This is a genomic window from Shinella sp. HY16, assembly GCF_028534175.1.
Taxonomy (GTDB): Bacteria; Pseudomonadota; Alphaproteobacteria; order Rhizobiales; family Rhizobiaceae; genus Shinella.
In genome coordinates, this window is sequence record NZ_JAHYXL010000001.1 from 3,251,874 (window position 1) to 3,272,806 (window position 20,933).

19 protein-coding genes are annotated in these 20,933 nt (G+C 65.2%); 5 read left to right on the forward strand and 14 right to left on the reverse strand.

All coding sequences use genetic code 11. The features are described 5' to 3' along the window. Position 1 precedes the first annotated feature (1 nt). The 4 genes from K0P03_RS16050 to K0P03_RS16065 form a co-directional block, all read right to left on the reverse strand. On the reverse strand, positions 2–784 hold the full coding sequence (locus K0P03_RS16050; protein WP_130513960.1) for an ABC transporter ATP-binding protein: 783 nt from the start codon (positions 782–784) through the stop codon (positions 2–4). Next, positions 781–1,752, reverse strand: a complete 972-nt coding sequence (locus tag K0P03_RS16055) for a branched-chain amino acid ABC transporter permease (RefSeq protein ID WP_272790078.1) — start codon at positions 1,750–1,752, stop codon at positions 781–783. Before K0P03_RS16055 ends, K0P03_RS16050 begins: the two co-directional genes overlap by 4 nt. Positions 1,753–1,756: 4 nt before the next feature. Then, complete coding sequence (locus K0P03_RS16060) at positions 1,757–2,626, reverse strand: branched-chain amino acid ABC transporter permease (RefSeq protein ID WP_050743645.1); 870 nt, start codon at positions 2,624–2,626, stop codon at positions 1,757–1,759. Positions 2,627–2,722: 96 nt separating this feature from the next. Continuing rightward, positions 2,723–3,910, reverse strand: a complete 1,188-nt coding sequence (locus K0P03_RS16065) for an ABC transporter substrate-binding protein (RefSeq protein ID WP_024271307.1) — start codon at positions 3,908–3,910, stop codon at positions 2,723–2,725. A 226-nt stretch (positions 3,911–4,136) separates the two neighbouring features. On the opposite strand from K0P03_RS16065, the gene K0P03_RS16070 reads away from it, so the two are divergent. After that, positions 4,137–4,844, forward strand: a complete 708-nt coding sequence (locus K0P03_RS16070) for a GntR family transcriptional regulator (protein ID WP_024271306.1) — start codon at positions 4,137–4,139, stop codon at positions 4,842–4,844. An 87-nt stretch (positions 4,845–4,931) separates the two neighbouring features. On the opposite strand, the gene K0P03_RS16075 is transcribed toward K0P03_RS16070, so the two are convergent. Next, positions 4,932–5,555 carry a hypothetical protein gene (locus tag K0P03_RS16075; RefSeq protein ID WP_272790079.1) on the reverse strand — a complete coding sequence of 208 codons (624 nt, stop codon included), beginning with the start codon at positions 5,553–5,555 and terminating at the stop codon, positions 4,932–4,934. A 127-nt stretch (positions 5,556–5,682) separates the two neighbouring features. Next, positions 5,683–6,117 carry an Lrp/AsnC family transcriptional regulator gene (locus K0P03_RS16080; RefSeq protein WP_064331380.1) on the reverse strand — a complete coding sequence of 145 codons (435 nt, stop codon included), beginning with the start codon at positions 6,115–6,117 and terminating at the stop codon, positions 5,683–5,685. A 126-nt stretch (positions 6,118–6,243) separates the two neighbouring features. Between K0P03_RS16080 and K0P03_RS16085 the strand changes: the two genes are divergently transcribed. Beyond that, entirely contained in the window at positions 6,244–9,294 is a 3,051-nt protein-coding gene (locus K0P03_RS16085; RefSeq protein WP_272790493.1) for an aminotransferase class III-fold pyridoxal phosphate-dependent enzyme, read from the forward strand. A gap of 95 nt (positions 9,295–9,389) precedes the next feature. Next, positions 9,390–10,400: an amino acid ABC transporter substrate-binding protein gene (locus K0P03_RS16090; RefSeq protein WP_272790080.1), complete on the forward strand. Its 1,011-nt coding sequence runs from the start codon at positions 9,390–9,392 to the stop codon at positions 10,398–10,400. Positions 10,401–10,444: 44 nt separating this feature from the next. Here the strand turns inward: K0P03_RS16090 and K0P03_RS16095 are convergent, their stop codons facing one another. The 3 genes from K0P03_RS16095 to nirK all read right to left on the reverse strand — a co-directional run bounded on the left by K0P03_RS16095 (position 10,445) and on the right by nirK (position 13,405). After that, positions 10,445–11,140 carry a Crp/Fnr family transcriptional regulator gene (locus K0P03_RS16095; protein WP_050743810.1) on the reverse strand — a complete coding sequence of 232 codons (696 nt, stop codon included), beginning with the start codon at positions 11,138–11,140 and terminating at the stop codon, positions 10,445–10,447. Positions 11,141–11,215: 75 nt separating this feature from the next. Further along, a complete protein-coding gene (locus K0P03_RS16100; RefSeq protein ID WP_272790081.1) occupies positions 11,216–12,130 on the reverse strand; it encodes a formylglycine-generating enzyme family protein in 915 nt (304 codons plus the stop codon). Between the two features lie 132 nt (positions 12,131–12,262). Further along, positions 12,263–13,405, reverse strand: a complete 1,143-nt coding sequence (nirK, locus tag K0P03_RS16105; RefSeq protein ID WP_023512034.1) for a copper-containing nitrite reductase — start codon at positions 13,403–13,405, stop codon at positions 12,263–12,265. Between the two features lie 214 nt (positions 13,406–13,619). On the opposite strand from nirK, the gene K0P03_RS16110 reads away from it, so the two are divergent. Continuing rightward, positions 13,620–14,834, forward strand: a complete 1,215-nt coding sequence (locus K0P03_RS16110) for an NnrS family protein (RefSeq protein WP_272790082.1) — start codon at positions 13,620–13,622, stop codon at positions 14,832–14,834. 42 nt (positions 14,835–14,876) lie between these two features. Here the strand turns inward: K0P03_RS16110 and K0P03_RS16115 are convergent, their stop codons facing one another. From K0P03_RS16115 to K0P03_RS16130, 4 genes are read right to left on the reverse strand one after another with little or no spacing between them, the layout of a single operon-like run. Continuing rightward, a complete protein-coding gene (locus tag K0P03_RS16115) occupies positions 14,877–15,176 on the reverse strand; it encodes a metal-sulfur cluster assembly factor (RefSeq protein WP_272790083.1) in 300 nt (99 codons plus the stop codon). A gap of 4 nt (positions 15,177–15,180) precedes the next feature. Beyond that, positions 15,181–15,714: a DUF2249 domain-containing protein gene (locus K0P03_RS16120; protein ID WP_272790084.1), complete on the reverse strand. Its 534-nt coding sequence runs from the start codon at positions 15,712–15,714 to the stop codon at positions 15,181–15,183. 3 nt (positions 15,715–15,717) lie between these two features. After that, positions 15,718–17,070, reverse strand: a complete 1,353-nt coding sequence (locus tag K0P03_RS16125) for a hypothetical protein (RefSeq protein ID WP_272790085.1) — start codon at positions 17,068–17,070, stop codon at positions 15,718–15,720. 33 nt (positions 17,071–17,103) lie between these two features. Next, positions 17,104–17,385, reverse strand: a complete 282-nt coding sequence (locus tag K0P03_RS16130) for a DUF2249 domain-containing protein (protein WP_272790086.1) — start codon at positions 17,383–17,385, stop codon at positions 17,104–17,106. 228 nt (positions 17,386–17,613) lie between these two features. On the opposite strand from K0P03_RS16130, the gene hemN reads away from it, so the two are divergent. After that, on the forward strand, positions 17,614–18,966 hold the full coding sequence (gene hemN, locus K0P03_RS16135) for an oxygen-independent coproporphyrinogen III oxidase (RefSeq protein ID WP_272790087.1): 1,353 nt from the start codon (positions 17,614–17,616) through the stop codon (positions 18,964–18,966). Between the two features lie 59 nt (positions 18,967–19,025). Here hemN and K0P03_RS16140 read toward each other — a convergent pair whose 3' ends face one another. Next, positions 19,026–20,924, reverse strand: coding sequence for a nitric oxide reductase activation protein NorD (locus K0P03_RS16140; RefSeq protein WP_272790088.1), 1,899 nt, complete (start codon positions 20,922–20,924; stop codon positions 19,026–19,028). Between the last annotated feature and the right edge of the window lie 9 nt (positions 20,925–20,933).

Genomic DNA, 20,933 nt, shown 5'->3' on the forward strand with positions numbered 1-20,933 from the left:
CTTACATCCCGATCGCCGCATCTTCGGAGCCGAGATAGGCCTCGATGACCTTCTCGTTCTCGCGGATTTCCTGGGGGGTGCCCTCGGCCAGCTTCTGGCCGAAGTTGATGCACACGATGCGGTCGCTGATCTTCATGACAGCGGGCATGTCGTGCTCGACCAGAAGCACGGTGACGCCGCGCTCGTCGCGCAGGCGCCGCACGAGGCCGACCATCTTCATCGTCTCGTCATGGTTCATGCCGGCGAAGGGCTCGTCGAGCAGGATGACCTTCGGATCGGTGGCAAGACCGATCGCCATGCCGAGGGCGCGCAGATGCCCCTGCGGCAGGTTGGAGGCGAGTTCGTTGCGGATCGCCTGCAGGCCGAGGAAGTCGACGATGTCGTCCGCCGAGGCCGCGAAGGCAGCCTCGTCGTCCTTCGCCTGCTTCGTGCCGAGGAAGAAGCCGAAGAGGCTCGCCTTGGAGCGCAGGTGATGGGAGACGATGATGTTTTCGCGCACCGTCATGGAGCGGAAGATCGTCGTTTCCTGGAAGGTGCGCACGACGCCCATGCGGGCGACCTTGTGCGGTGCGAGGCTGGAGATGCGGGTCCCGTTGAACAGCACCTCCCCGCTGGTCGCCGGCACGAAGGAGGAGATCAGCTTGAACAGCGTCGATTTTCCAGCGCCGTTCGGGCCGATCACCGAGAGGATCTCGCCCTTGTTGACGTCGAAGGAGACATCGTTCACCGCCGTCAGGCCGCCGTAGCGCTTGGTGATGTTGCGGATTTGCAGGATGGTGCTCATGCGCGTCCCTCCTTCTTGTCGAGAAGGCTCAAAACCCCGTTCGGCAGGACCAGCATGAGCAGGATCATGACGCCGGAATAGATGAGGAGCTGATATTCCCGGGCGATAGACAGGAGGTCCCAGCCGAAATAGAGCAGGAGCGTGCCGAGCATCGGGCCGAAGACATAACCGAGGCCGCCGAGAAAGCAGTAGAGCATGAAGTTCACGCTGTCGGCGACCACGAAGGAGGACGGATAGATCGACTGGGCGATGGAGGCGAACATGGCGCCCGCAATACCGCCGAAGAACGAGGAAATCGCATAGGCGAGCACCCGGAGATAGGCGGTGTTGACGCCGATCGAGGCCGAAAGCTCCTCGTTCTGCTGGAGGCTGCGGCAGAGATGCCCAAGCCGCGAATTCACGATGCGCCACAGCACCAGGTAGGTGATGACCATCAGCACCACGGCCATGAGGTAGAAACCGAAGCGCGGGTTGGAGAGCGTGCCGAAGGCCGGGATGATCGTCAGGCCGAAGATGGAGAGCTCGCCGGGCAGCGGGATCGAGGTGATGCCCTTGGCGCCGTTGGTGACGGGCAAGGCAAGCGCGGAAAGGCGTGCGACCTCGGTCAGGACGAGCGTCACCATGGCGAAGTAGACGCCGCGGAGCCTGAGGATCGGAAAGCCGATCAGCACGGAGATGACGGCGCAGAACAGGCCCGCCAGCGGCAGCGTCAGCCAGAAGGAGACGCCGGCCTGGGTGACCAGGATCGCCGAGACATAGCCGCCGACCAGCGCGTAGGCGCCCTGACCGATATTGATGCGGCCGATGTAGAAGGTGAGCCAGACGCCGGCAGCACCGACGGAGAGCAGCGCGACCGAGGTCAGCGTGTAGAAGAAATCCACGCGTCCGGTGGCGCTGATGAACAGCGGCACGAGCACTAAGACGGCGAGAAGGAAGACGGCGAAGCCGACAAGGTTTTTCGTGTTCATGATCTCAACCCCACGGCTTGCCCATCAGCCCCTGCGGGCGGATGGCCAGGAACACCATCAGCGAGGCGAAGATCACGAGATAGGTGACGTCGCCATAGGCCGAGAGCACGGTCAGGCCGACGCTCTCCATCATGCCGAGGATGAAACCGCCGGCGATCGCTCCGGAGATCACGCCCGCGCCGCCGATCATGATCATCAGGAAGGCCTTGACCGAGGTCGGGCCGCCCATGCCGAGATTGACGCCGGTGATGGTGACGAGGAGGCCCCCGACGAGGCCAGCCAGCATCGCGCCGAGCGCAAAGCCGATCATCGAATAGCGCGAGACGTTCACGCCCATGAGCTGGGCGGCCATCTTGTCCTGCGCCAGCGCCCGCATGGCGCGGCCGGTCTTGGAGTAGTTCATGAAGCCGATGAAGGCCACGATGAGCAGGATGGCGAGCACGCCGATCAGGATGCGGTCGTAGGGCATGATGATGCGCATATCGAGGTTGAGCACGCCGTTGACGATCTTCGGCACGCCGCGCTGCTTTTCCCCGAAGAGCAGCAGGATGACGGCATCGAGGAAGAAGGCGACGCCCGCTGCAAGCAGCATGGTCGATTCATCCCGCTTCGAGCGGCGCACGACCGGCGCGAAGAGGAACTTCTCGATGGCCGCGCCCATGACCGCCAGTACGATCGCCGAGGCGAAAAGGCCGACAATGAAAGGCAGGCCGAGCTGAACGACGACGGTGTAGGTGACGAAGCCGCCGAAGACGTACATCTGCCCGTGGGCGAAGTTCAGCACGTTCATCAGCGAGAAGATCAGCGTCAGCCCGAGGGCGATCAACGCATATTGCGCACCAAGGTAGAGACCGTTGGCAATTATCTGTTCCATCGTGAGCCTCCAATGGAAAGAAGGTTCAGGCAAAAAGGGACCCGGCCGGACGACGCGCCGTCCGGATCCCCCATCTTATCAATGCCTAGGCTCCGATCAGTCGACCTGACCGACGAACAACGTCTCGAACTTGCCGCCCTTGTACTCGTTCACGACGAGCGGGACGGAGATCTGCCGCTTCTGGCCAAAGGACGTCATGCCGACATATTTCAGCTTGGCGTCGCCCTTCATGAAGGGGTTGGCGGCTTCGAACGTGTCCATCGTCTTCTTGAATTCATCGACATTGTCGATCGCAGCGGGGTTCGCCTTGAGCGTCTCGATGATGTATTCGAGCGCATAGACCTTGGTGTTCGACTCATCGTTATACTCACCGAACATCTTCGTATAGCGCTCGACGAATTCCCGCATCGCGTCGCTCGCAAGCTCCGGCGTGGACGCGCCACCAACGGAAATGAAGCCGTCCGCGAGTTCTCCCGCACCTTCCTGCAGAACGCTGGCATCCTGCCCGGTTTCCGTCGAGATGAGGCCGGTATAGCCGAGTTCGCGTGCCGAGCGGATCAGCTGCGGGGCATTGGCCGGCGAAACACCGGAGAGCACCAGCAGGTCTGGCGAAGCCTGAATAACGGGCAGCAGCACCGGGGTGAAATCGGTGGTGTCCACCTGATAGGTCACGTTGCCCGACACGACTTCAAGCCCGAGCGCCTCGGCGGCGGCAATACCGGATTCCCGCTGGCTCAGCGGATCGGATTCGTTGGCGGCAACGAAGGCCACCTTCTTCACGCCCTTGGTTTCCTTCAGGAACTTGTAGATGGCAGGACCGGACTGGTAGTTCGCCACCATGCCAAGGATCGCGTTCGATGCCGGCGCGGTGAAGAGTTCCTTCGGGAAGGCATAGGGGAAATACATGATGCCGTTCTGCTCGGCGACCGGGCGCACGGCGGCGGCGCCGTCATCGACGTTCGGGCCGACGACATAGTGCACGCCGTCCTGCGCCATCTTCTCCATGCCTGCAATGGCACGCTTGGGGTCCTTCTGGTCGTCGAAGGGCACGATCTCGATATTGTAGGTCTTGTCACCGATCTTGACGCCGCCAAGCTCGTTCAGCCAGGCCGCACGCGCTTCCATCGAGCGCTGGTTCGAAACACCCCAGGACGCGGCCGGGCCGGAGGTGACGCCGACGAAACCGACCTTCAGCGTGGCGTTCTCGGCATAAGCCATCATCGGCATCGACAGCATGGTCGCGGCGGCAAGGGCGGAGATCTTCAGAAATGTGCGCTTGTGCATGATGTTCTTCCTCTGGGCCATTGATCTGTTTTTGATAGGCGCATGGGTCGCAAGCGGCGGCCCCAATCGGCCTTGGCAGAGGCATTGAGCGCATTGTTAACGATCTTGTCAAGTGGTTGTGAACACGCGATACTATTCCGTGTCAACGAAATCGGCGCTTGTTGGTCAACCAAATCGGTCTTATTTAGGGGCTGTGCAACAGACTGCGCATGTCAGGGTGAATTCGGTGGTTGATGTAGGCAGGGAAAACCTGGTTGAGGCGGAAGAGATCGACGAGAGCGATATCGTCGATCGCATTTTCGAAGCGGTCATCGAGCAGCGATTGCCGCCGGGCACGAAGCTTTCGGAATCGGCCCTGTGCGACGCTTTCGGCGTCGGGCGCATGCGCATCCGCCGCAGCCTGCTCCTGCTGGCGAGCCGCGAAGTCGTGGAACTGCATGCCAATCGCGGCGCCTTCGTCGCCTCGCCGACGCCCGAGCAGGCCCGCGAAGTCTTCGAAGCCCGCCTCGCGCTGGAGCCGAACATCGCCCGTCTTGCCGTCCAGCGCGCAAACGAGGCGGACATTGCCGCACTGACCCGCCATCTTGAAATGGAATATGTGGCGCACAAGGAGCGCCACCGCCACGACGCGATCCGCCTGTCCGGCCAGTTTCACACGCTGCTGGCGCAGATCGCCGGCAATGCCATCCTCATCCGCACGATGAAGGAACTGGTGACCCGTACTTCGCTGATCATCGGCCTGTTCGGGGCACCCGGCGTCAGCAATTGTCGCGACGACGACCACGCCGCCATCGTTGGCGCCTTCCACACGCGCGATGCGGAAAAGGCAGCCTGGATGATGACCCTGCATCTGCGCCACATCCAGGAGCACCTGGAAGCGGGCGCAAAGACCTCCGACAGCGTCGATCTCATGGCCCTGTTCGGTAAGGCGTGATCCGCCGGGTCTCCAGCAGGTAGCATGGCCCGCGTCAGTCCTCGGCCGTGCCTGCCGGCGATGCGCAGGGAGGACACAGACGAAACGTCAGGGCGATGATGCCTTTTCCTCCGGCCGCTCGATGCGGATGGCCGGATCGAACCGGTAGCGCGTCGTTATGGCGAGCCGGTAGCCGTTGACATCGGCATCCGAGACGGTCGCCACCGGACGGTAGCTGGCAGGGTCGAAATAGGCCGTGACACGCGTATCCAGCGTGCCGATCTTCTGACGGAAGACGAAACCACGGTAGGACTTGCCCTCGAAGGTCACCTCGCCGGGGCACTCGAATTCCCGTGCATTTTGATCGTAAACATAACGATCGGCCACCACGCTCTCGAGCGACTGCTGCAACTGCTCCACCGGCATCGGAACCCAGGCCCCCTTCGCCAGGGTCCACCCCTCCTCGCCGATAATGATGAAATCTGCCTGGGTATTGAGCCCCGACGTCTTCATGCGCAGGCCTTGCGTCATGTCGAAAAGCGAGGACGAAGCCATGCGCCGCACCACCGCTCCATCCGATGCCAGCACGTCGGCCACCACTTCGACCCCGTAGCGCACCGCATCCGGACGGTGACGGTTGATTCCGGTGAAATCCGAAAGGCAGTCGGCCCAGCCATCCTGCCCTGTCGAAACCAGAAGGCCCCCCGCCAGAAAAGCGATCCTGATGTTCAACTGCCTCTCCCCCGCCCCGAGCACGCTGCTTCCCCGAAAGGGAACGCATCAGCCGCCCCGCCTATTCACCGTTGCCCCCGCGTCTTCCCGCGGCACGCGGGTACCTGCGAAGAGAGGCTCCTTTGGCTCAGCTGCGCTCGATATCCCGCCTGAGCACGATGGAGGTCGTCAGGTCTTCGACATTGTCCATGGTCGAGACCTCGTTTCGCAGCTCGTTGAGCGCGTTGATCGAGCCGACCTCCACCTCCACCACGAGATCAAGCTGGCCGCTAACGGAGGAGACCTTGCGCACCGCGGAAAAGCCGGCAAGGCGATCGAGCACGCCGATCGAGGGCGTGCGCTTGAGGGTGACGAGCAGAAAGGCCTGGATCTGCCCGTCATCGAGCTGGCCGATGTCCGCCCGGTAGCCGCGGATGATGCCGGCCTTTTCCAGCCGGCTGACACGCTCGGTGGTGGCGCTGCGCGACAGGCCGATCCGCCCCGCCAGCGACTTCATTGGAATGCGCGCCTCGCGGGAGAGAATGCTGAGGATCGTGCGGTCGATGGCGTCCGTATCCTGCATGGCCCCTTCCCAATTCGCGCCGACAAGATGACGGTTATTATAAACAGAGTGCCGGCACAACCGGCATAATGCCGGATGCGCCGCCGCGTCGTCCATGCAACTCTTTCGGCAGGAACGAGGATGACCATGAACGACATGCTGAAGACGACCCCGGATTTCTCCATCGACGCCGCCGCAGCGCTGCTTGCAGAGCATTACGGTCTCTCCGGCACGCTTTCGCCGCTGGCCAGCGAACGGGACCAGAACTTCAAGGTGGAGACGACGGAAGGCACCTTCATCCTGAAGATCATCAACGCCGCGGAGCCGGAGGTCGAGAGCGACTTCCAGACGGCGCTGCTCGCCCATCTCGGCACCCATGCCGGCGACCTGCCGGTACCCCATATCCGTCCGACACCATCGGGCGGAAGCCTTGCCTCCACCACCAGCCCGCACGGCGTCCAGCATCGTATCCGGCTGGTGAGCTGGGTCGAAGGCAGGCCACTCGCCGAGACGGAGCGCAGCGATGCCGCGCTTCAGTCCCTCGGCCGGATGCTTGGCCGCTTCGATGCCGCGCTGAAGGGCTTCATGCATCCGGGTGCCCTGCGCGATCTCGACTGGGACATCCGCCATGCCGGCCGCTCCGCCGCACGCCTGCAGCATGTCGCCGCCGCCGAGGACCGGGCATTGATCGAGCGCTTCCTCAGGCGCTTCGCCGCCATCGCCCCGCGCCTTGCAACGCTGCGCGCCGCGGTGATCCACAATGACGCCAACGACTGGAACGTGCTCGTCGACGCAGCCGATGCCGACCGCATTTCCGGCCTGATCGATTTCGGCGATGCGCTGCATGCACCCGTCATCGCCGAAGTTGCCATCGCAGCCGCCTATGCCGGCCTCGACCACGGCGACCCGATCGGCGCGGCTGCCGCCATTGTCAGCGGTTTTCATGCCGAATATCCGCTGCAGGAAGAAGAGGTCGATTTGCTCTACGACCTCATCGCCATCCGCCTCGTCACCTCGGTGACCATCTCCGCCTCCCGCCGCAGCCATGCGGAGGACAACCCCTATCTCGCGATCAGCGAGCGTCCTGCCTGGACGCTGCTGCGCAAGCTCGACCGTATGAACCCGCGTTTCGCCACCGCCATCCTGCGCAAGGCCTGTGGTTTCGAGGCCGCACCGGGCGCCCGCACCGTCGCCGGCTGGATCGCGAAGAACTGCAAGACGTTCGCCCCCCTGCTGGAGCGCCCGGCCGCGACCTATCCGGCAGCCCTTGTCCCCTACGGCGACCCAGCCCACCCGATGACCGTCAAGTCCGCCGCCGAGCAGCCGGACGAGGCGCAAGCGATCTGGGAAGCGCATTGCCGCGAGAACGGCATCGAGCTCGGCATCGGCCCGTTCGGCGAGGAGCGCACCGTCTATGCCGGCGATATGTTCGTCTCGCGCTTCATCGAAAAGACGCGTCGCACCCGCCATCTCGGCCTTGACCTCTTCATGGCCGCCGGCACGAAGCTCTACACACCCCTGCCGGCGACTGTCGTCAGCGTCGAGATCGAGAAGGACCCGCTCGGTTACGGCTGCCTGATCGCGCTTCGTCACGAGCCGGAGGATTGCCCGCCCTTCGTCAGCCTCTGGGGTCACCTCGCACATGAAGCCCTGGGGCGGCTCAAGGCAGGGGAGCGGCTGGAAGCCGGCGCGCTCGTCGGCGAAATGGGCGCACCGACGGAAAACGGCGGCTGGGCGCCGCATCTCCATCTCCAGCTCTCCGCCGACACCAACCTCTCCGCCACCGAAATCCTCGGCGTCGGCGAGCCGCGCTATCTCGACGTTTGGGCGGAGCTTTTCCCCGATGCCAGCACCTTTGCCGGCATCGCCGGGGAATTCTACGAACGCCACGGCCGCTCGCATGAGGAGATCGTCAAGCTCAGGCGCGAATTGCTGCTGCCGAACCTGTCCATCTCCTATGACAAGCCGATCAAGTTCGTACGCGGCGAAGGCGTCTTCCTGATCGACGACAGCGGCCGGGCCTATCTCGACTGCTTCAACAATGTCTGCCACATCGGCCATACCCATCCGGTCGTGGTGGAGGCGATGGCGAAGCAGGCGGAAACGCTCAACACCAACACCCGCTACCTGCATGACAACATCGTCGCCTATGCCGAGCGTCTGACGGCAACGCTGCCGAAGGAGCTGACGGTCGCCGGCTTCGTCAACAGCGGCTCGGAGGCCAACAGCCTGGCGCTGAGACTGATGCGGGCGCATACCGGCCGCGAGAATGCCATCACGCTCGACTGGTCCTATCACGGCACGACACAGGAGCTGATCGACATCAGCCCCTACAAGTTCCGCCGCAAGGGCGGCAAGGGACCGAAGCCCCATGTCCATGTCGCGACCGTACCCGACAGCTATCGCGCGCCCGATAACTGGCCGGTCGAAGAGCACGGCAAGCGCTTTGCCGAAAGCGTCGCGGAACTGATCGCCGGCATGCAGGCGAAGGGCGAAGGTCCGGGCTTCTTCATCGCCGAATCCATTCCGAGCGTCGCCGGCCAGGTCTTCCTGCCGGAAGGCTACCTGAAGGAGGTCTACCGGCTGGTGCGCGAGGCAGGCGGCGTGTGCATCGCCGACGAGGTGCAGGTCGGCTTCGGCCGCGTCGGCAGCCATTGGTGGGCCTTCGAGACGCAGGGTGTCGTGCCCGATATCGTCACCATGGGCAAGCCGATCGGCGACGGCCACCCCATGGCCGCCGTGGTGACGACCCGCGAGGTGACCGACAGCTTCAACAACGGCATGGAATATTTCAACACCTTCGGCGGAAACCCGGTTTCCTGCGCCGTCGGCCTTGCCGTGCTCGACGTCATCGAAAGCCAGGACCTGCGCGGCAATGCACTGACCATCGGCAACTATCTGATGGACGCCTTCCGCGCCATGCAGACACGCTACGACGTGATCGGCGACGTGCGCGGCCTCGGCCTCTTCCTCGGCATCGAGCTCGTCACCGACCGCAGGACGAAGGCACCCGCCACCGAGTTCGCCCGTGCCGTCTCCAACGGTGCCCGCCGCCGCGGCGTTCTGATGGGAACGGAAGGGCCGCATGACAATGTCCTGAAGATGCGCCCGCCGATGATCTTCTCGAAGCGGGACGCCGACCACCTGATCGCCTTGCTCGAGGAAACCTTCGCCGACGTCGCCAAGACGCTCGGCTAAGGCAAACGCCACCACCACGCAACAACTTGCCGCCGGGAAGGATCGCTTTCCCGGCCAGGATGACGCATGCCCAAAATCAACAAGGAGGAGAACCAATGAAGATCGCAACTTTGGCCATGGCAGCCGCCACGCTCGCCGCCGGCACGCCCGCCCATGCGGGCACACTCGATATCATCAAACAACGCGGCGAGGTGCGCTGCGGCGTCAGCCAGGGCGTGCTCGGCTTTTCCGTGCCGGACAAGAACGGCGTCTGGGGCGGCTTTGACGTCGATTTCTGCCGCGCCGTCGCCGCCGCCACGCTCGACAATCCGGACAAGGTGGCCTATGTGCCGCTCTCCACGAAGGACCGTTTCACGGCGCTGCAATCCGGTGAAGTGGACCTGCTCTCGCGCCAGACGACCTGGACCCTGTCGCGCGACACCGACCTCGGCATGAGCTTCGTCGGCGTCAACTACTATGACGGCCAGGCCTTCATGGTCAGCAAGGAGATCGGCGTGAAGAGCGTCAAGGACATCTCCGGCGCGTCCGTCTGCACGGAAACCGGCACGACGACCGAGCAGAACATGGCCGACTACTTCAGCGCCAACAAGATCGAATACCAGGTCATCGCCTTCGAAAAACCGGACCAGACGGTGCAGGCTTTCAACACCGGCCGCTGCGACGTCTATTCGACCGACGCCTCCGCGCTCTACGCCCAGCGCCTGACGCTCAACGACCCCCAACGCTTCGAGGTGCTGCCGGAAGTCATCTCCAAGGAGCCGCTCGGCCCGGCCGTGCGCCAGGGCGACGACCAGTGGTTCAAGATCGTGCGCTGGACGCTGTACGCGCTGATCGAAGCAGAAGAGATGGGCATCGGCAAGGACAACGCGGCGACACTCGTCGAAAGCGGCACCATCGCGCAGAAGCGCTTTCTCGGCATCGAGAACGAGGCCGGCAAGGCGATGGGCCTCGATCCGAAATGGGCCTATCAGGCCGTCTCCGCTGTCGGTAACTACGGCGAGATCTTCGAGCGCCACCTCGGCAAGGACAGCCCGCTGAAAATCGACCGCGGCCTCAACCGGCTGTGGAGCGACGGCGGCCTGATGTACGCCCCGCCCGCCCGCTAAAAATCAGGGAACGCCGCAGGATCGCTCCTGCGGCGTTCCGCATTCTATTCGCGCGCGCCGTCGGCAAGCGCCGAGAGCCCCGCCATGTCGCGGATCAAAAGCTTCTGCCGCCCGCCCTCGACGAGGCCGCGCGCCTCCCAAGCGCTGAGAATGCGCGAGACCGTGTGCAGCGTCGTGCCGGTCATCTCCGCAATATCCTGCCGCGAAATGGGGAAATCGATACGGATGCCGGCCTCTTCCTTCCGCCCAGCCTGCTGGGACAGGCGAAGCACGGCATGCGCCACCCGGCGCTCGACCTCCTGCGTCGACATCTCCCGGATGCGGGTATGAGCCTCCTCCAGCCGCTGGCCGATCGTCTGCATGGCCGTGACGGCAAGGCGAGGATTCTGCTCGACGAAATGCGGCCAGAGATCCGTCGGCCAGCCGAGGATGACGCTTTCCGTCGCCGCCCGCGCGGTGCCCGGATAGTCCGTGCGCTGCAGCGCCTTGGCGAAGCCGAAGAGATCGCCCGGATGCACGACCCGAACGATGATCTGCTGGCCGTCTTCCGTCACCTGCGTCACTTTCAGCCGGCCATGCAGCAGAAGAAAGAAGCTCGCCGCCTGCTGGCCCTGCTCGAAAACGGCATCGCCCTGCGCCACGCGACGCGCCGTCGCATGGGTCAGCAGCCTGTCGAGGTCCTCGTCGCTCATCCTGTCGAACAGGGCGAGCGATCGGACGACGGTCCGGTCGATCTTCACAGCCAAATCCCTCTCGCGTGAAAGCTACCGGCTTCTATCACGCCATCCCGTCACCTGAAAGTTTGAACATCCCCGTCAGAAAGAAACCCCCTTTTCCTTCAAGACCACGAGCAGGGGCGCATACCAGCGCGTGTCCTTGACGAGGCGGAAGCCGACATTGTCCGGCGGCACGCCGACGGCACAGCCGCCGCCCTTCGGGTTGCGCACGAACGAGCTCATCGCCGCCCGGTGCTTGCCGCTGGCAATGTAGATGCCGCACGACGACACGTCGTTCAGCACCTTGCCAGCCTTGTCGAGATTGACGCGGCGGTGGCAGGTCGCGGTCCACTCCCAGACGTTGCCGGCGAAATCGGCAAGGCCGAATTCGTTTTCGCCGAAGCGTCCGAGCGGCTGGGGAACGGGATCGCGCGAGGCCTTGCGCGCCGCTTCGCGGCGATAGTCCGCAAGCCAGCGCTCGGCCGGATTGGTGCTGTTGATGTCGACACCGAGCGCGTCGTCGGGAAAGCGCGTGCCGGCGGCGAAGGCGAGTTCCTCGTCGCTCGGCAGGGTCCAGATCTCGCCGGTGCGGGCGCCCAGCCAGCCGGCATAGGCCATCGCATCGTCATAGCTGACACCCGTCACCGGCGTCTCGGCCGGTTCGGCCGGCACGAAGCCGGGCTCGGCCCGCGCGCAAACGCCATCCGCAACGCAGCGCCGGTAGTCGGCCGCGGTGACCTGGTATTTCATGATGGTGAGCGGGCTTCGAACGGTAACGGTCTTGACCGGCCCGTCGACGGCAAAGCCGTTGCGGAAGAATTCCCCGCTCTCACGGTATTCGAAGCGGCGCGGTGCGATTTCCACGGTGATTGGCTCGTCCAGCACGGGACCGGCGGGCGCTGCACCGATGAGATCGGCCTTCACCGCGATCCCGCCGGCTAGCGCGGCGAGGAGCAGCGCGGGAAGGGCGAGCGATGTCCAGGAAATGGCGGGCTTCGAAATCAATGCAGCCATGACGGCCTCCTTGCGCATCGCCCGGACGATCCTTCGACGTCCGGGACGGGCGCCACATTCGGATCGGGCCGCCGGTGGCGGCCCGCATTGGCAGGCCCACCTCCAGGGGCAGGCCTGCCGGCAGCAGGGGTGTCAGGCGCCGCTTGGCGGCATGACCGAGGTCATCAGGTCGTCGTTCCACTCGCCGGTGACCGTGAAGTGGGCTGCCGCACCCAGCTCGAAGGCCTCGATCAGGTTGTGGTTGACATAGGCGTAGATGCCGGGCTGCTCGAAGGTGTAGAAGGCCGCGCCCGCCGTGCCGCCCGGAATGAACCAGGTCTCCTGATCGACATCAGGCACGTTGCGGAACTTGCCGGTCGCCCAGACATAGTCGCCATGCCCGCCGATGAGGTGCGGCCGGGTATCGCGGTTGGCCTGCGAATGCACGATCAGCACCTTCTCGCCCACCTTCGCCTGCAGGGCGCTGTCGCCGGTCAGCGCGCCGACGGCACCGTTGAAGACGATGTGGCTCGGGGTCAGCGTGCGCATGACTTCGAGCGTATCGGCATACGATTCCCCGACGCTCGGATACTTCTTGTAGTTCCCTGCCGCATCCTTCGGCACGTAGAAGTCCTGCTCGCCGACATAGTAGACGCGGTCATAGGTCAGCTCCTTGCCGTGCCCGTCCGTCAGGCCTTCGCGCGGCAGCACCATGATGGCGCCGTTCATGCCCGAGGTGACGTGCCAGGGCACCATTCCGGGAGGTGCGCAATGGTAGACGAAGACGCCGGCCTTGGTGGCCTTGAAGCGCAGCACCGTGCGTTCACCCGGGTTGACCACGGTCAGCGCGCCGCCGCCAAGCGCACCCGTCGCCGAGTGGAAGTCGATATTGTGCTGCAACTCGTTGGTTTCGGGGTTGATCAGCGTCAGTTCGACATAGTCGTTCTGGTGCACCACCATCAGCGGGCCCGGGACCGAGCCGTCGAAGGTCATCGCATGGACCTCCGTGCCCTTGTCGTCGAGGATCATCTTCTTTTCCTCGATCGTCATGGTGAATTCGTAGACTTTCGGTCCGCCTTCGGCCTTCTGGGTGTGGGCGTGAACGAAGGGCGGCTTGACCAGCTCGACCTTCACGCGTTCCAGCTTGGCGATGTCGGCCGCCGTCGCGGCTGCATTTGTCTCGATGGCGCCGCCTTCCGCTCGCGCCATCGACGCCGCAATGATCGGCGTCAGGACGCCGGCAAAGGCGGCTCCGCCCAGAATGGTGCGGCGTGTCATCTGAAGCTGCTCGGTCATTGTGTCTCTCCTTTTTGAAAGGACGGAGCGGTGTATCGCCCGGTCCTCTCTGTTCTAGGAGCATTCGCGCCAACCTCTTTGAGATGGGACAAACAGGCCTTTCCGGCCGCTGCGGCATTTTGGCAGGTGCTGATTTGCTCTTTGCCATCTCGCAAAGAAGCCCCTGCCCGGCTGCCCTAGAAAGAGCTGACAAATGCAAAGGAGCAGACCCAAAATGAGCGCAAGCCAACCCGCAGCGCGCGTCAGCCGCGCCGTTCCCCGCGGCCTTTCCCGCACCGGCCCGGTGCTGTTCTCCTACGGCTTCCGGCCATTCTTCCTCGGCGCCGGCCTCTGGGCCATCGCGGCGATGTCCTTGTGGATCGCGGCGATCACCGGGCATGTCGAAATCGGCGGCGGCTATGGCGCGCCCAACTGGCACGCGCATGAAATGCTGTTCGGCTTTGCCTCCGCCGTGCTCGCCGGTTTCCTGCTGACCGCGGTGCCGAACTGGACGGGCCGCCTGCCCGTCTCCGGCTGGCCGCTCTTCGCGCTCTTTGCGCTCTGGTGCGCCGGACGCGCCGTGCTGCTCGTGCCGGATGCGGTCGGCGTGACCACGGCCGCTATTATCGACGCGCTCTTCCTGCCGGTGCTGCTTGCCATCTGCACGCGCGAGGTCGTGGCAGGGCGCAAGTGGAAAGACCTGAAGGTGCTCGGCGGCCTCCTCGCCTTGTCGATCGCCAACGGCATCTTCCATGTGGCGGCGATCGACGGCGAACATGACCGCATGGCGATCCGCCTGGCCGTCGCCGCCTATGTCGTGCTGGTGATGATCGTCGGCGGCCGCATCCTGCCGAGCTTCACCCGCAACTGGCTCAACAAGTCCGGCCGCACGGATTTTCCCGTGCCTTACAACCGCTTCGACATGGTCGCGATCCTTTCCGGCGTCGGCGCGCTTGCCGCCTGGACGCTCGTGCCCGAACACCCCGGCACCGCCGGCCTCGGCCTGGGTGCAGCCGTGCTGCAGTGCATCCGTCTTCACCGCTGGCGGGGCTGGACGACGCGGCCGGAAAAGCTGCTCGTCGTCCTGCACATTGCCTATGCCTTCGTGCCGATCGGCTTCGCCTCCATCGCCCTCAGCGCACTCGGTTTCCTGGAGGAGCGCTCCGTCCTGCATCTCCTCTCGGTCGGTGCCATCGCCAGCATGATGCTTGCCGTCATGACGCGGGCGAGCCTCGGCCATACCGGCCGGCCGCTGCGGGCCTCGCGTCTCACCGTCGCAGCCTATGGCGCGCTTATCCTCTGCGCGCTCATCCGCCCGCTCGGCGAGGTTTTCCCGGAAGCGAGCCACCTCGTCTACGCCGGCTCAGGACTTCTCTGGATCGCAGCCTTCGGGCTCTTCTGCCTGGAATATGCGCCGATCCTTGCCTGCAAGCGCCGCGCACCGCTTTGAACGCGAAGCGGCCCGGAAGCATTTCCGGGCCGTTTTCCTTACCTAGAGTTCCGCCGCCACCATCTCCGGCGTCCAGGGCGGCTCATAGGTCAGCCGCACCTCGGCATATTCGACACCCGGCACGTACCACACGCAATTGCCCACTGCATCCTTGAGGTAATCGCTCGCCGGGCAACCGCGTGTCGTCGTCGTCATGGCGATGCGCGCAATGCCACCCTCTTCCACCGCAATCTCGTAGATCAGGCCGAGATCGACGATGTTGCGGCCGATCTCCGGGTCGATGATCATGCGCAGGGCATTGCGGATGGCCTCGGTCAATGCGGCCTTCTCGTCCTCGTCCATCGGATCACCCCCTCGCCCGGCCGGTCCGCACGAGAATGCGGTAGGCCGAACCCGTCTCGTCGAAATTGCCGGCCCACTGGTGGCCACGCTTCGTCAGTTCGGGGAACAGGAACAGCGGCTCGCGGGACAGGAGCGCGAAGAGAACCTCCCCCGGCTCCAGCGTCTCGGCCGCCGCAAGGATGCGAACCATGGGCTCGGGCGGGTCGAGGTCGCTGAGGTCGAGATGGAGGGAGGGATCGGGCCAGGCTTCCGGGCGGTCCGCATCGCCGGAGGTTTCGACGGGCGCTGCCACCTGTTGCGGCGTAAAGAGGACTTCCCAATCGCCACCCTCGATCTCATGGGCCTCGTGGTCGAAACCGCGGCTTGCCATGACGCGGAACAGCGGTTGCGGGCGGAAGGTGGCGAAGAGCCGGAGCCCCTGCCCGGGGCCGAGCGACTGCACCGCCTCCATGATCGCCTGGAACGGCTCCCCGCCGCTTTCCAGGATCGGCCGCACATCGAGGGTCTTGGGGGCAGTGGCGTTTGAAACGTCGGACATCGGTTATCTCCTTGAAACAGGTAAAGGCAGGAAGAGATGGGGGCGCACCATGCCGGCCGGCGCTCGCAGCGCCTGCGGCACGACACAAAGCCGGCGCGCGCGAATGAATTCTCCGATCAGCCCCAGCGTCGCTGCCAGTTGCACGAGGACCGCCCATCGGAAAGCACCGGAAGCCTCCGCGAAAAGTGCGAGCGTGGCCGCTGCAACCGCGCCGTAGTAGAACCAGAACAGGACACGCCCGCGCCGTTCATCGACAAGATCCTGCACGCGCGGCACCGGGGCACGCCCCAGCACCGGCCCATAGGCCTCCAACCATGTCAGGAAGGCGACGATCTTGTAGAGCTGGGCAAGCCCCAGCCCCGTCAGCCAGCCGAAGACGAAGAGGTAGACGGCCGCTGCAAGCCCCCCGCCCGCCCGGACGGCCGGCAGGTTGATGAGGGCGACGGACAGCACAAGTGCACCAAAGGCCGCGAACGTCGCCCGGATGTTCAGCTCCGCCTGCCTGCGCTTGCGCGTCCGGTAGAGATGCACGACATCGCCGCCATAGAGCAGCACCGCGGCAAGCGTCAGGAGGAGGGCGACGGCAAAGAGCACCGTCGCGCCGGGGGCGACAACAAGGGCGACGGGAATGCCGGCCGCGACAAGCCCGATGGCAAGGCTTGCCGCCCACCAGACGATGCGGCTCGTCGGCCGTTCCGTCTCTGGCGCCAAAAGGAACATGGCAAGCAGTCGGTAGCTGACGCCGACCGCGGTAACGCTCAGCCAGCCGCCAAGGCCAAGCGCCGCATGCAGATCCACGCCATCGGCGACGAGCCGGACAAGCAAGAGATTGTCACTGGTGCCGGAAAGAGCCAATGTGAAGGCGAAGCCGGCAAGCGCCGCCCCAATGAGCGCCGCCAGCGCGACGGCGACAAAGCGCGCAGGTAGCGGCAAGGGCCGCGCCGCAAGAAGCGTGGCGGCCAGGATGGCGGCGAAAAGGACGAAACCGGCCAGCAGCAATCCGCCCCCCAGCGGCAGGAGGGCAAGCGGCAGGTCGATGGCGCCGGACAGCGCCACGAAACCGCCAACCAGCGCGCAGAGCCCGGCGACAAGCAGCAGCAGAGCGGGCGCCGCAAACCGCCCGCCGACCAGCGGACGGGCGATCAGCACCGGCACGAATTGCAGGAGCGCCCCCGCCATCAGAAGGCTCAGCCAGCCGATGGCGAGGACATGCACGAGCACCAGGGTTTCCGGCGCACTGACGGCAGCGCCCGGATAACCGTAGCCCGCCAGCATCAGGCCCTGTCCCGCAACGAGCATCAGGCAGGCCAGGGCGAAATAGGACATGGTCCAGCGGGAGAGCGTTGCACCCTGCATGTGGTTTCCCTTTCGCCGTACACCGTCTGCCGCCTAGTGGTCCGAGCCGCAGCAGCAATCGCAGCCACGGTCCTCAATCCGGTCGATCTCGACGCGCCAGACCTCCGGCCCCTGTTCGAGATAGTCCCAGCCGAACTGCCCCGGAAAACTCGTCTCCAACTGGTAGTGCAGCGGCCGCGGGTCATGATCGCTGGTGATCAACATCGATTTGCCCGGAAGCAGCGCACCGAGCATGCCAAAGATCCGCGGATGACGCTCGCGCGGGGCAATGGTGCGGACATCGATGGAGGGCTTGGCCTGGTCGTCGTCTGACATGGTTTTCTGTTCCGTCCCGGCCGTTCCGAATCCCGTTCCGGAAGGCACGGCTCGACCGACCGGAACCAGCCGACGCTAACCCCGCGGCCGGCCCACCACTTTGACGTTGCGCAAACAATTCCGGAAATACGCGACCGCGATGCCCTGCTGCTTGGCTTTTCGCAAAGAAGCACTCCCGTCCGGCCCCTAGGCTCCTGCCACCATCCATTCCGGACAAAGGAAAGTGCCATGCAACAGGCCCTGATCGAAAAATACGGCGAAGCGCGGCTACCGCGCTATACGAGCTATCCGACGGCTCCGGGCTTTTCGCCTACGGTCGGTGCCGGCACCCACAGCGACTGGCTTGCCGCCATCAAGCCCGGCACCGATGCCTCGCTCTACCTGCACATCCCGTTCTGCCGTTCCATGTGCTGGTACTGCGGCTGTCACACGACGATCACCCAGCGCGACGAACCGATTCTCGACTACATCGACATGCTCCGCAAGGAGATCGACCTCGTCTCCAGGACGGTCGGTGGCCGGCCGAACATCCGCCACGTCCATTTCGGCGGCGGCACGCCCACCATCATGCAGCCGGAGGAATTCCGCGACCTGATCGGCCTTCTGCGCGCCCGCTTCGCCTTCGCCGCCGGCGCGGAAATCGCCGTCGAGATCGACCCGCGCACCCTCACCGCCGAGATGGCGACGGCGCTCGGCGAGGCGGGCGTCACCCGTGCGAGCCTCGGCGTGCAGAGCTTCGACCCCGTCGTGCAGAAGGCGATCAACCGCATCCAGAGCGAGGCGCAGACGGCCGAAGCCGCGACAAGGCTGCGCAAGGCCGGCATTACCGGCATCAATTTCGACCTCATCTACGGCCTGCCGCACCAGACGGTCGCTTCCTGCATCGAGACGGCCCAAGCGGCGATCCGTATGCGGCCGGAGCGTTTCGCCGTCTTCGGCTATGCCCATATCCCCTCCTTCAAGAAACACCAGCGGCTGATCGACGAACGGGCACTGCCCGACGCCGCCATGCGCAGCGAGCAGGCCGAGGCGATCGCCGAAACGCTTGCCGGCGCCGGTTATGTCCGAATCGGCCTCGACCACTATGCCCTGCCGGACGACAGCCTCGCCCTTGCCGCCAAGCGCGGCCGGCTACGCCGCAATTTCCAGGGCTATACGACGGATGCCTGCACCACCCTCATCGGCTTCGGCGCCTCGTCGATCGGTCGCACGGCGGACGGTTATGTGCAGAACGAGGTGCCGCCCGGCCTCTATGCCCAGCGCATCGCCTCCGGCCGCCTCGCCACCGCCAAGGGGTACCGGCTGACGGCGGAGGACCGGCTGCGCGCCGAGATCATCGAGCGCCTGATGTGCGATTTCCGCGTCGACGTGACGGGCATCGCCGCGCGGCACGGTTTCGACGCAGCCCCGCTTCTCGACGGCAATGCCCGGCTGGCGGCGCTGAAGGAGGATGGCGCGATCGATATCCGCGGCGGCACCGTCACCGTGCGACAGGACCACCGCTTCATCGTCCGCGCGGTCGCCGCCGCCTTCGACGCCTATATCGACCAGTCGGCCCGCACGCACAGCAAAGCAGCTTGAGACAAAAAGGGCCCGGCATGGTGCGGCATGCCGGGCCCTTCCTCGCCGATCTTGCGCCTCTATCCGACAAGACCGCGATAAATCGCCGGCAGCGCCGCAGGCAGCCGGGCGATATTGCTGACGATGGCATAGCCGTTGCGGCCGAAGATCGCCGGCACATAGGCCTGTGCCTCCCGGTCGACCGTCACCCCGAACACGCTGACGCCGGTGCGTCGCGCCTCGTTCACCGCCCGGCGGCTGTCCTCCAGCGCGAAGCGGCCCTCATAGTGATCGACGTCGTTCGGCTTGCCGTCGGTGAGCAGCAGGAGGAGCTTTCGGCGGTTCGGCTGCTCGCGCAGCTTTGCCGCCGCATGGCGGATCGCCGGGCCGATCCGGGTATAGAAGCCCGGCTTCAGCGCCGCGATGCGCGCCTCCACGGCGTGGTTCATCGTCTCGCCGAAATCCTTGACCGTCTCGACCCGCACCCAGGAGCGGCGGCGCGAGGTGAAGGTGAGGATCGAATGGCTGTCGCCACAGGCCGCAAGACCATGTGCGAGAACCAGCAGCGCCTCCTTCTCCACGTCGAGCACCCGGCGGTTGTCGAACCAGGCGTCCGTCGAAAGCGAGACATCGACGAGGATGGTGACGGCAAGATCATGCGCCTGCGGCCGGCTCATCAGGTGGATGCGGTCGCTGCCCTGTCCGCCGGCGGCAAGGTCGCACCGGGCGCGCACCACGGCGTCAAGGTCGAGTTCCACCCCGTCGAGCTGCGCGCGCAGCATTTCATGGCGCGGCCGCAGCACCTCGAACTGCCGGCGCACGCGGCGGATCAGGCTCTTCGTGTCCGCATCGGCCTCGGGCACGACGGCCATATCCGGCGCCGGAGAGGCGACCACACGGCAATGATCCGGCAGATAGGTGCCCGTGCGGAAATCCCATTCGGGATAGGTGTGTTCGCCGGTCAGGCGCGTACGGTCGAGCGCTTCCGGCGGCAGATCGAGATCGAAATGGAAGCGGGCGGAAGGTCGGCCCTTGCGCTCGCCGAGCGTCATGTCGTCCAGCTCGTCGGCAGCACTCGAATCGTGGTCGTCGCTGTCGTCGCCGGGACGGTCGACATTGACCATCTCCGCCATGGCGAGGATCTTCTCGAAGCGGTTGAGGATGAAGGGGCTGCGCTCGTTCTTGCGGTTCTCGGCCTTTTCGCGCAGCGCGACATGGCGACCGGTCTCCGGCGTCTCGGGCGTGCCGCCCGTCGCCGGCTGATCCTCCTCGCCACGCCCCTCGCCCTCTTCGCGCAGAAGCGCATCCGGCCACAGCGGAACCGGCAGCATCGGCAGGTAGCCGGCCGGCGCGCGGTGCGGGAAGATGACCGGCAGCGTATCGTCCGCAAGACCGGCGCCCTTCCTCAGGAGACTGAGGATGCGGCTCTCCACATGCCGCTCGATGGAGGGTAGCGGCCGGCTGCGACGCGCGTCCAGCACGGCGGCCGAAAGCCGCCGGTAGCGCCGCGCAAGACCCGGAAAGGCCAAGAGCACCGCCTTCACCGTCGCATCCGCTCGCTGGAGAACAGCAAGGTCGCGCTGGAGCGGATCACTCTCCGTGACCGGATCCAGCGGCATCACCGCCATCGCCGCAGCGAGCCAGACATAGAGGTCCCGGTTGAGGCCCCGATCGGCGAAGAGGTCGATCGCGCCGGGCAGCATCAAGGCCGCATGGTCGCGGCCGGGCTGCACCAGCTTTTCCTCGCCGAGCCCCATGCGCTGGCGCAACCGGAGGCGATGCGCCGAGGTGCGCCCCCGGGCGGGCGCGATCTGCACCGCCCCCTCGCCGCCGAAACCGCGGAAGCAGACGGCGAGCACCGGCCGGACATCCTCCAGCTGCACGGCATGCTCCGGATAGCGCGGCCAGGTGCCGGTCTTGCCGACGAGCCGGTGCCAGGCCCGGCCGACCGTTTCCTCAAGCTCCAGGAAATCCAGCATGGCAGTTCC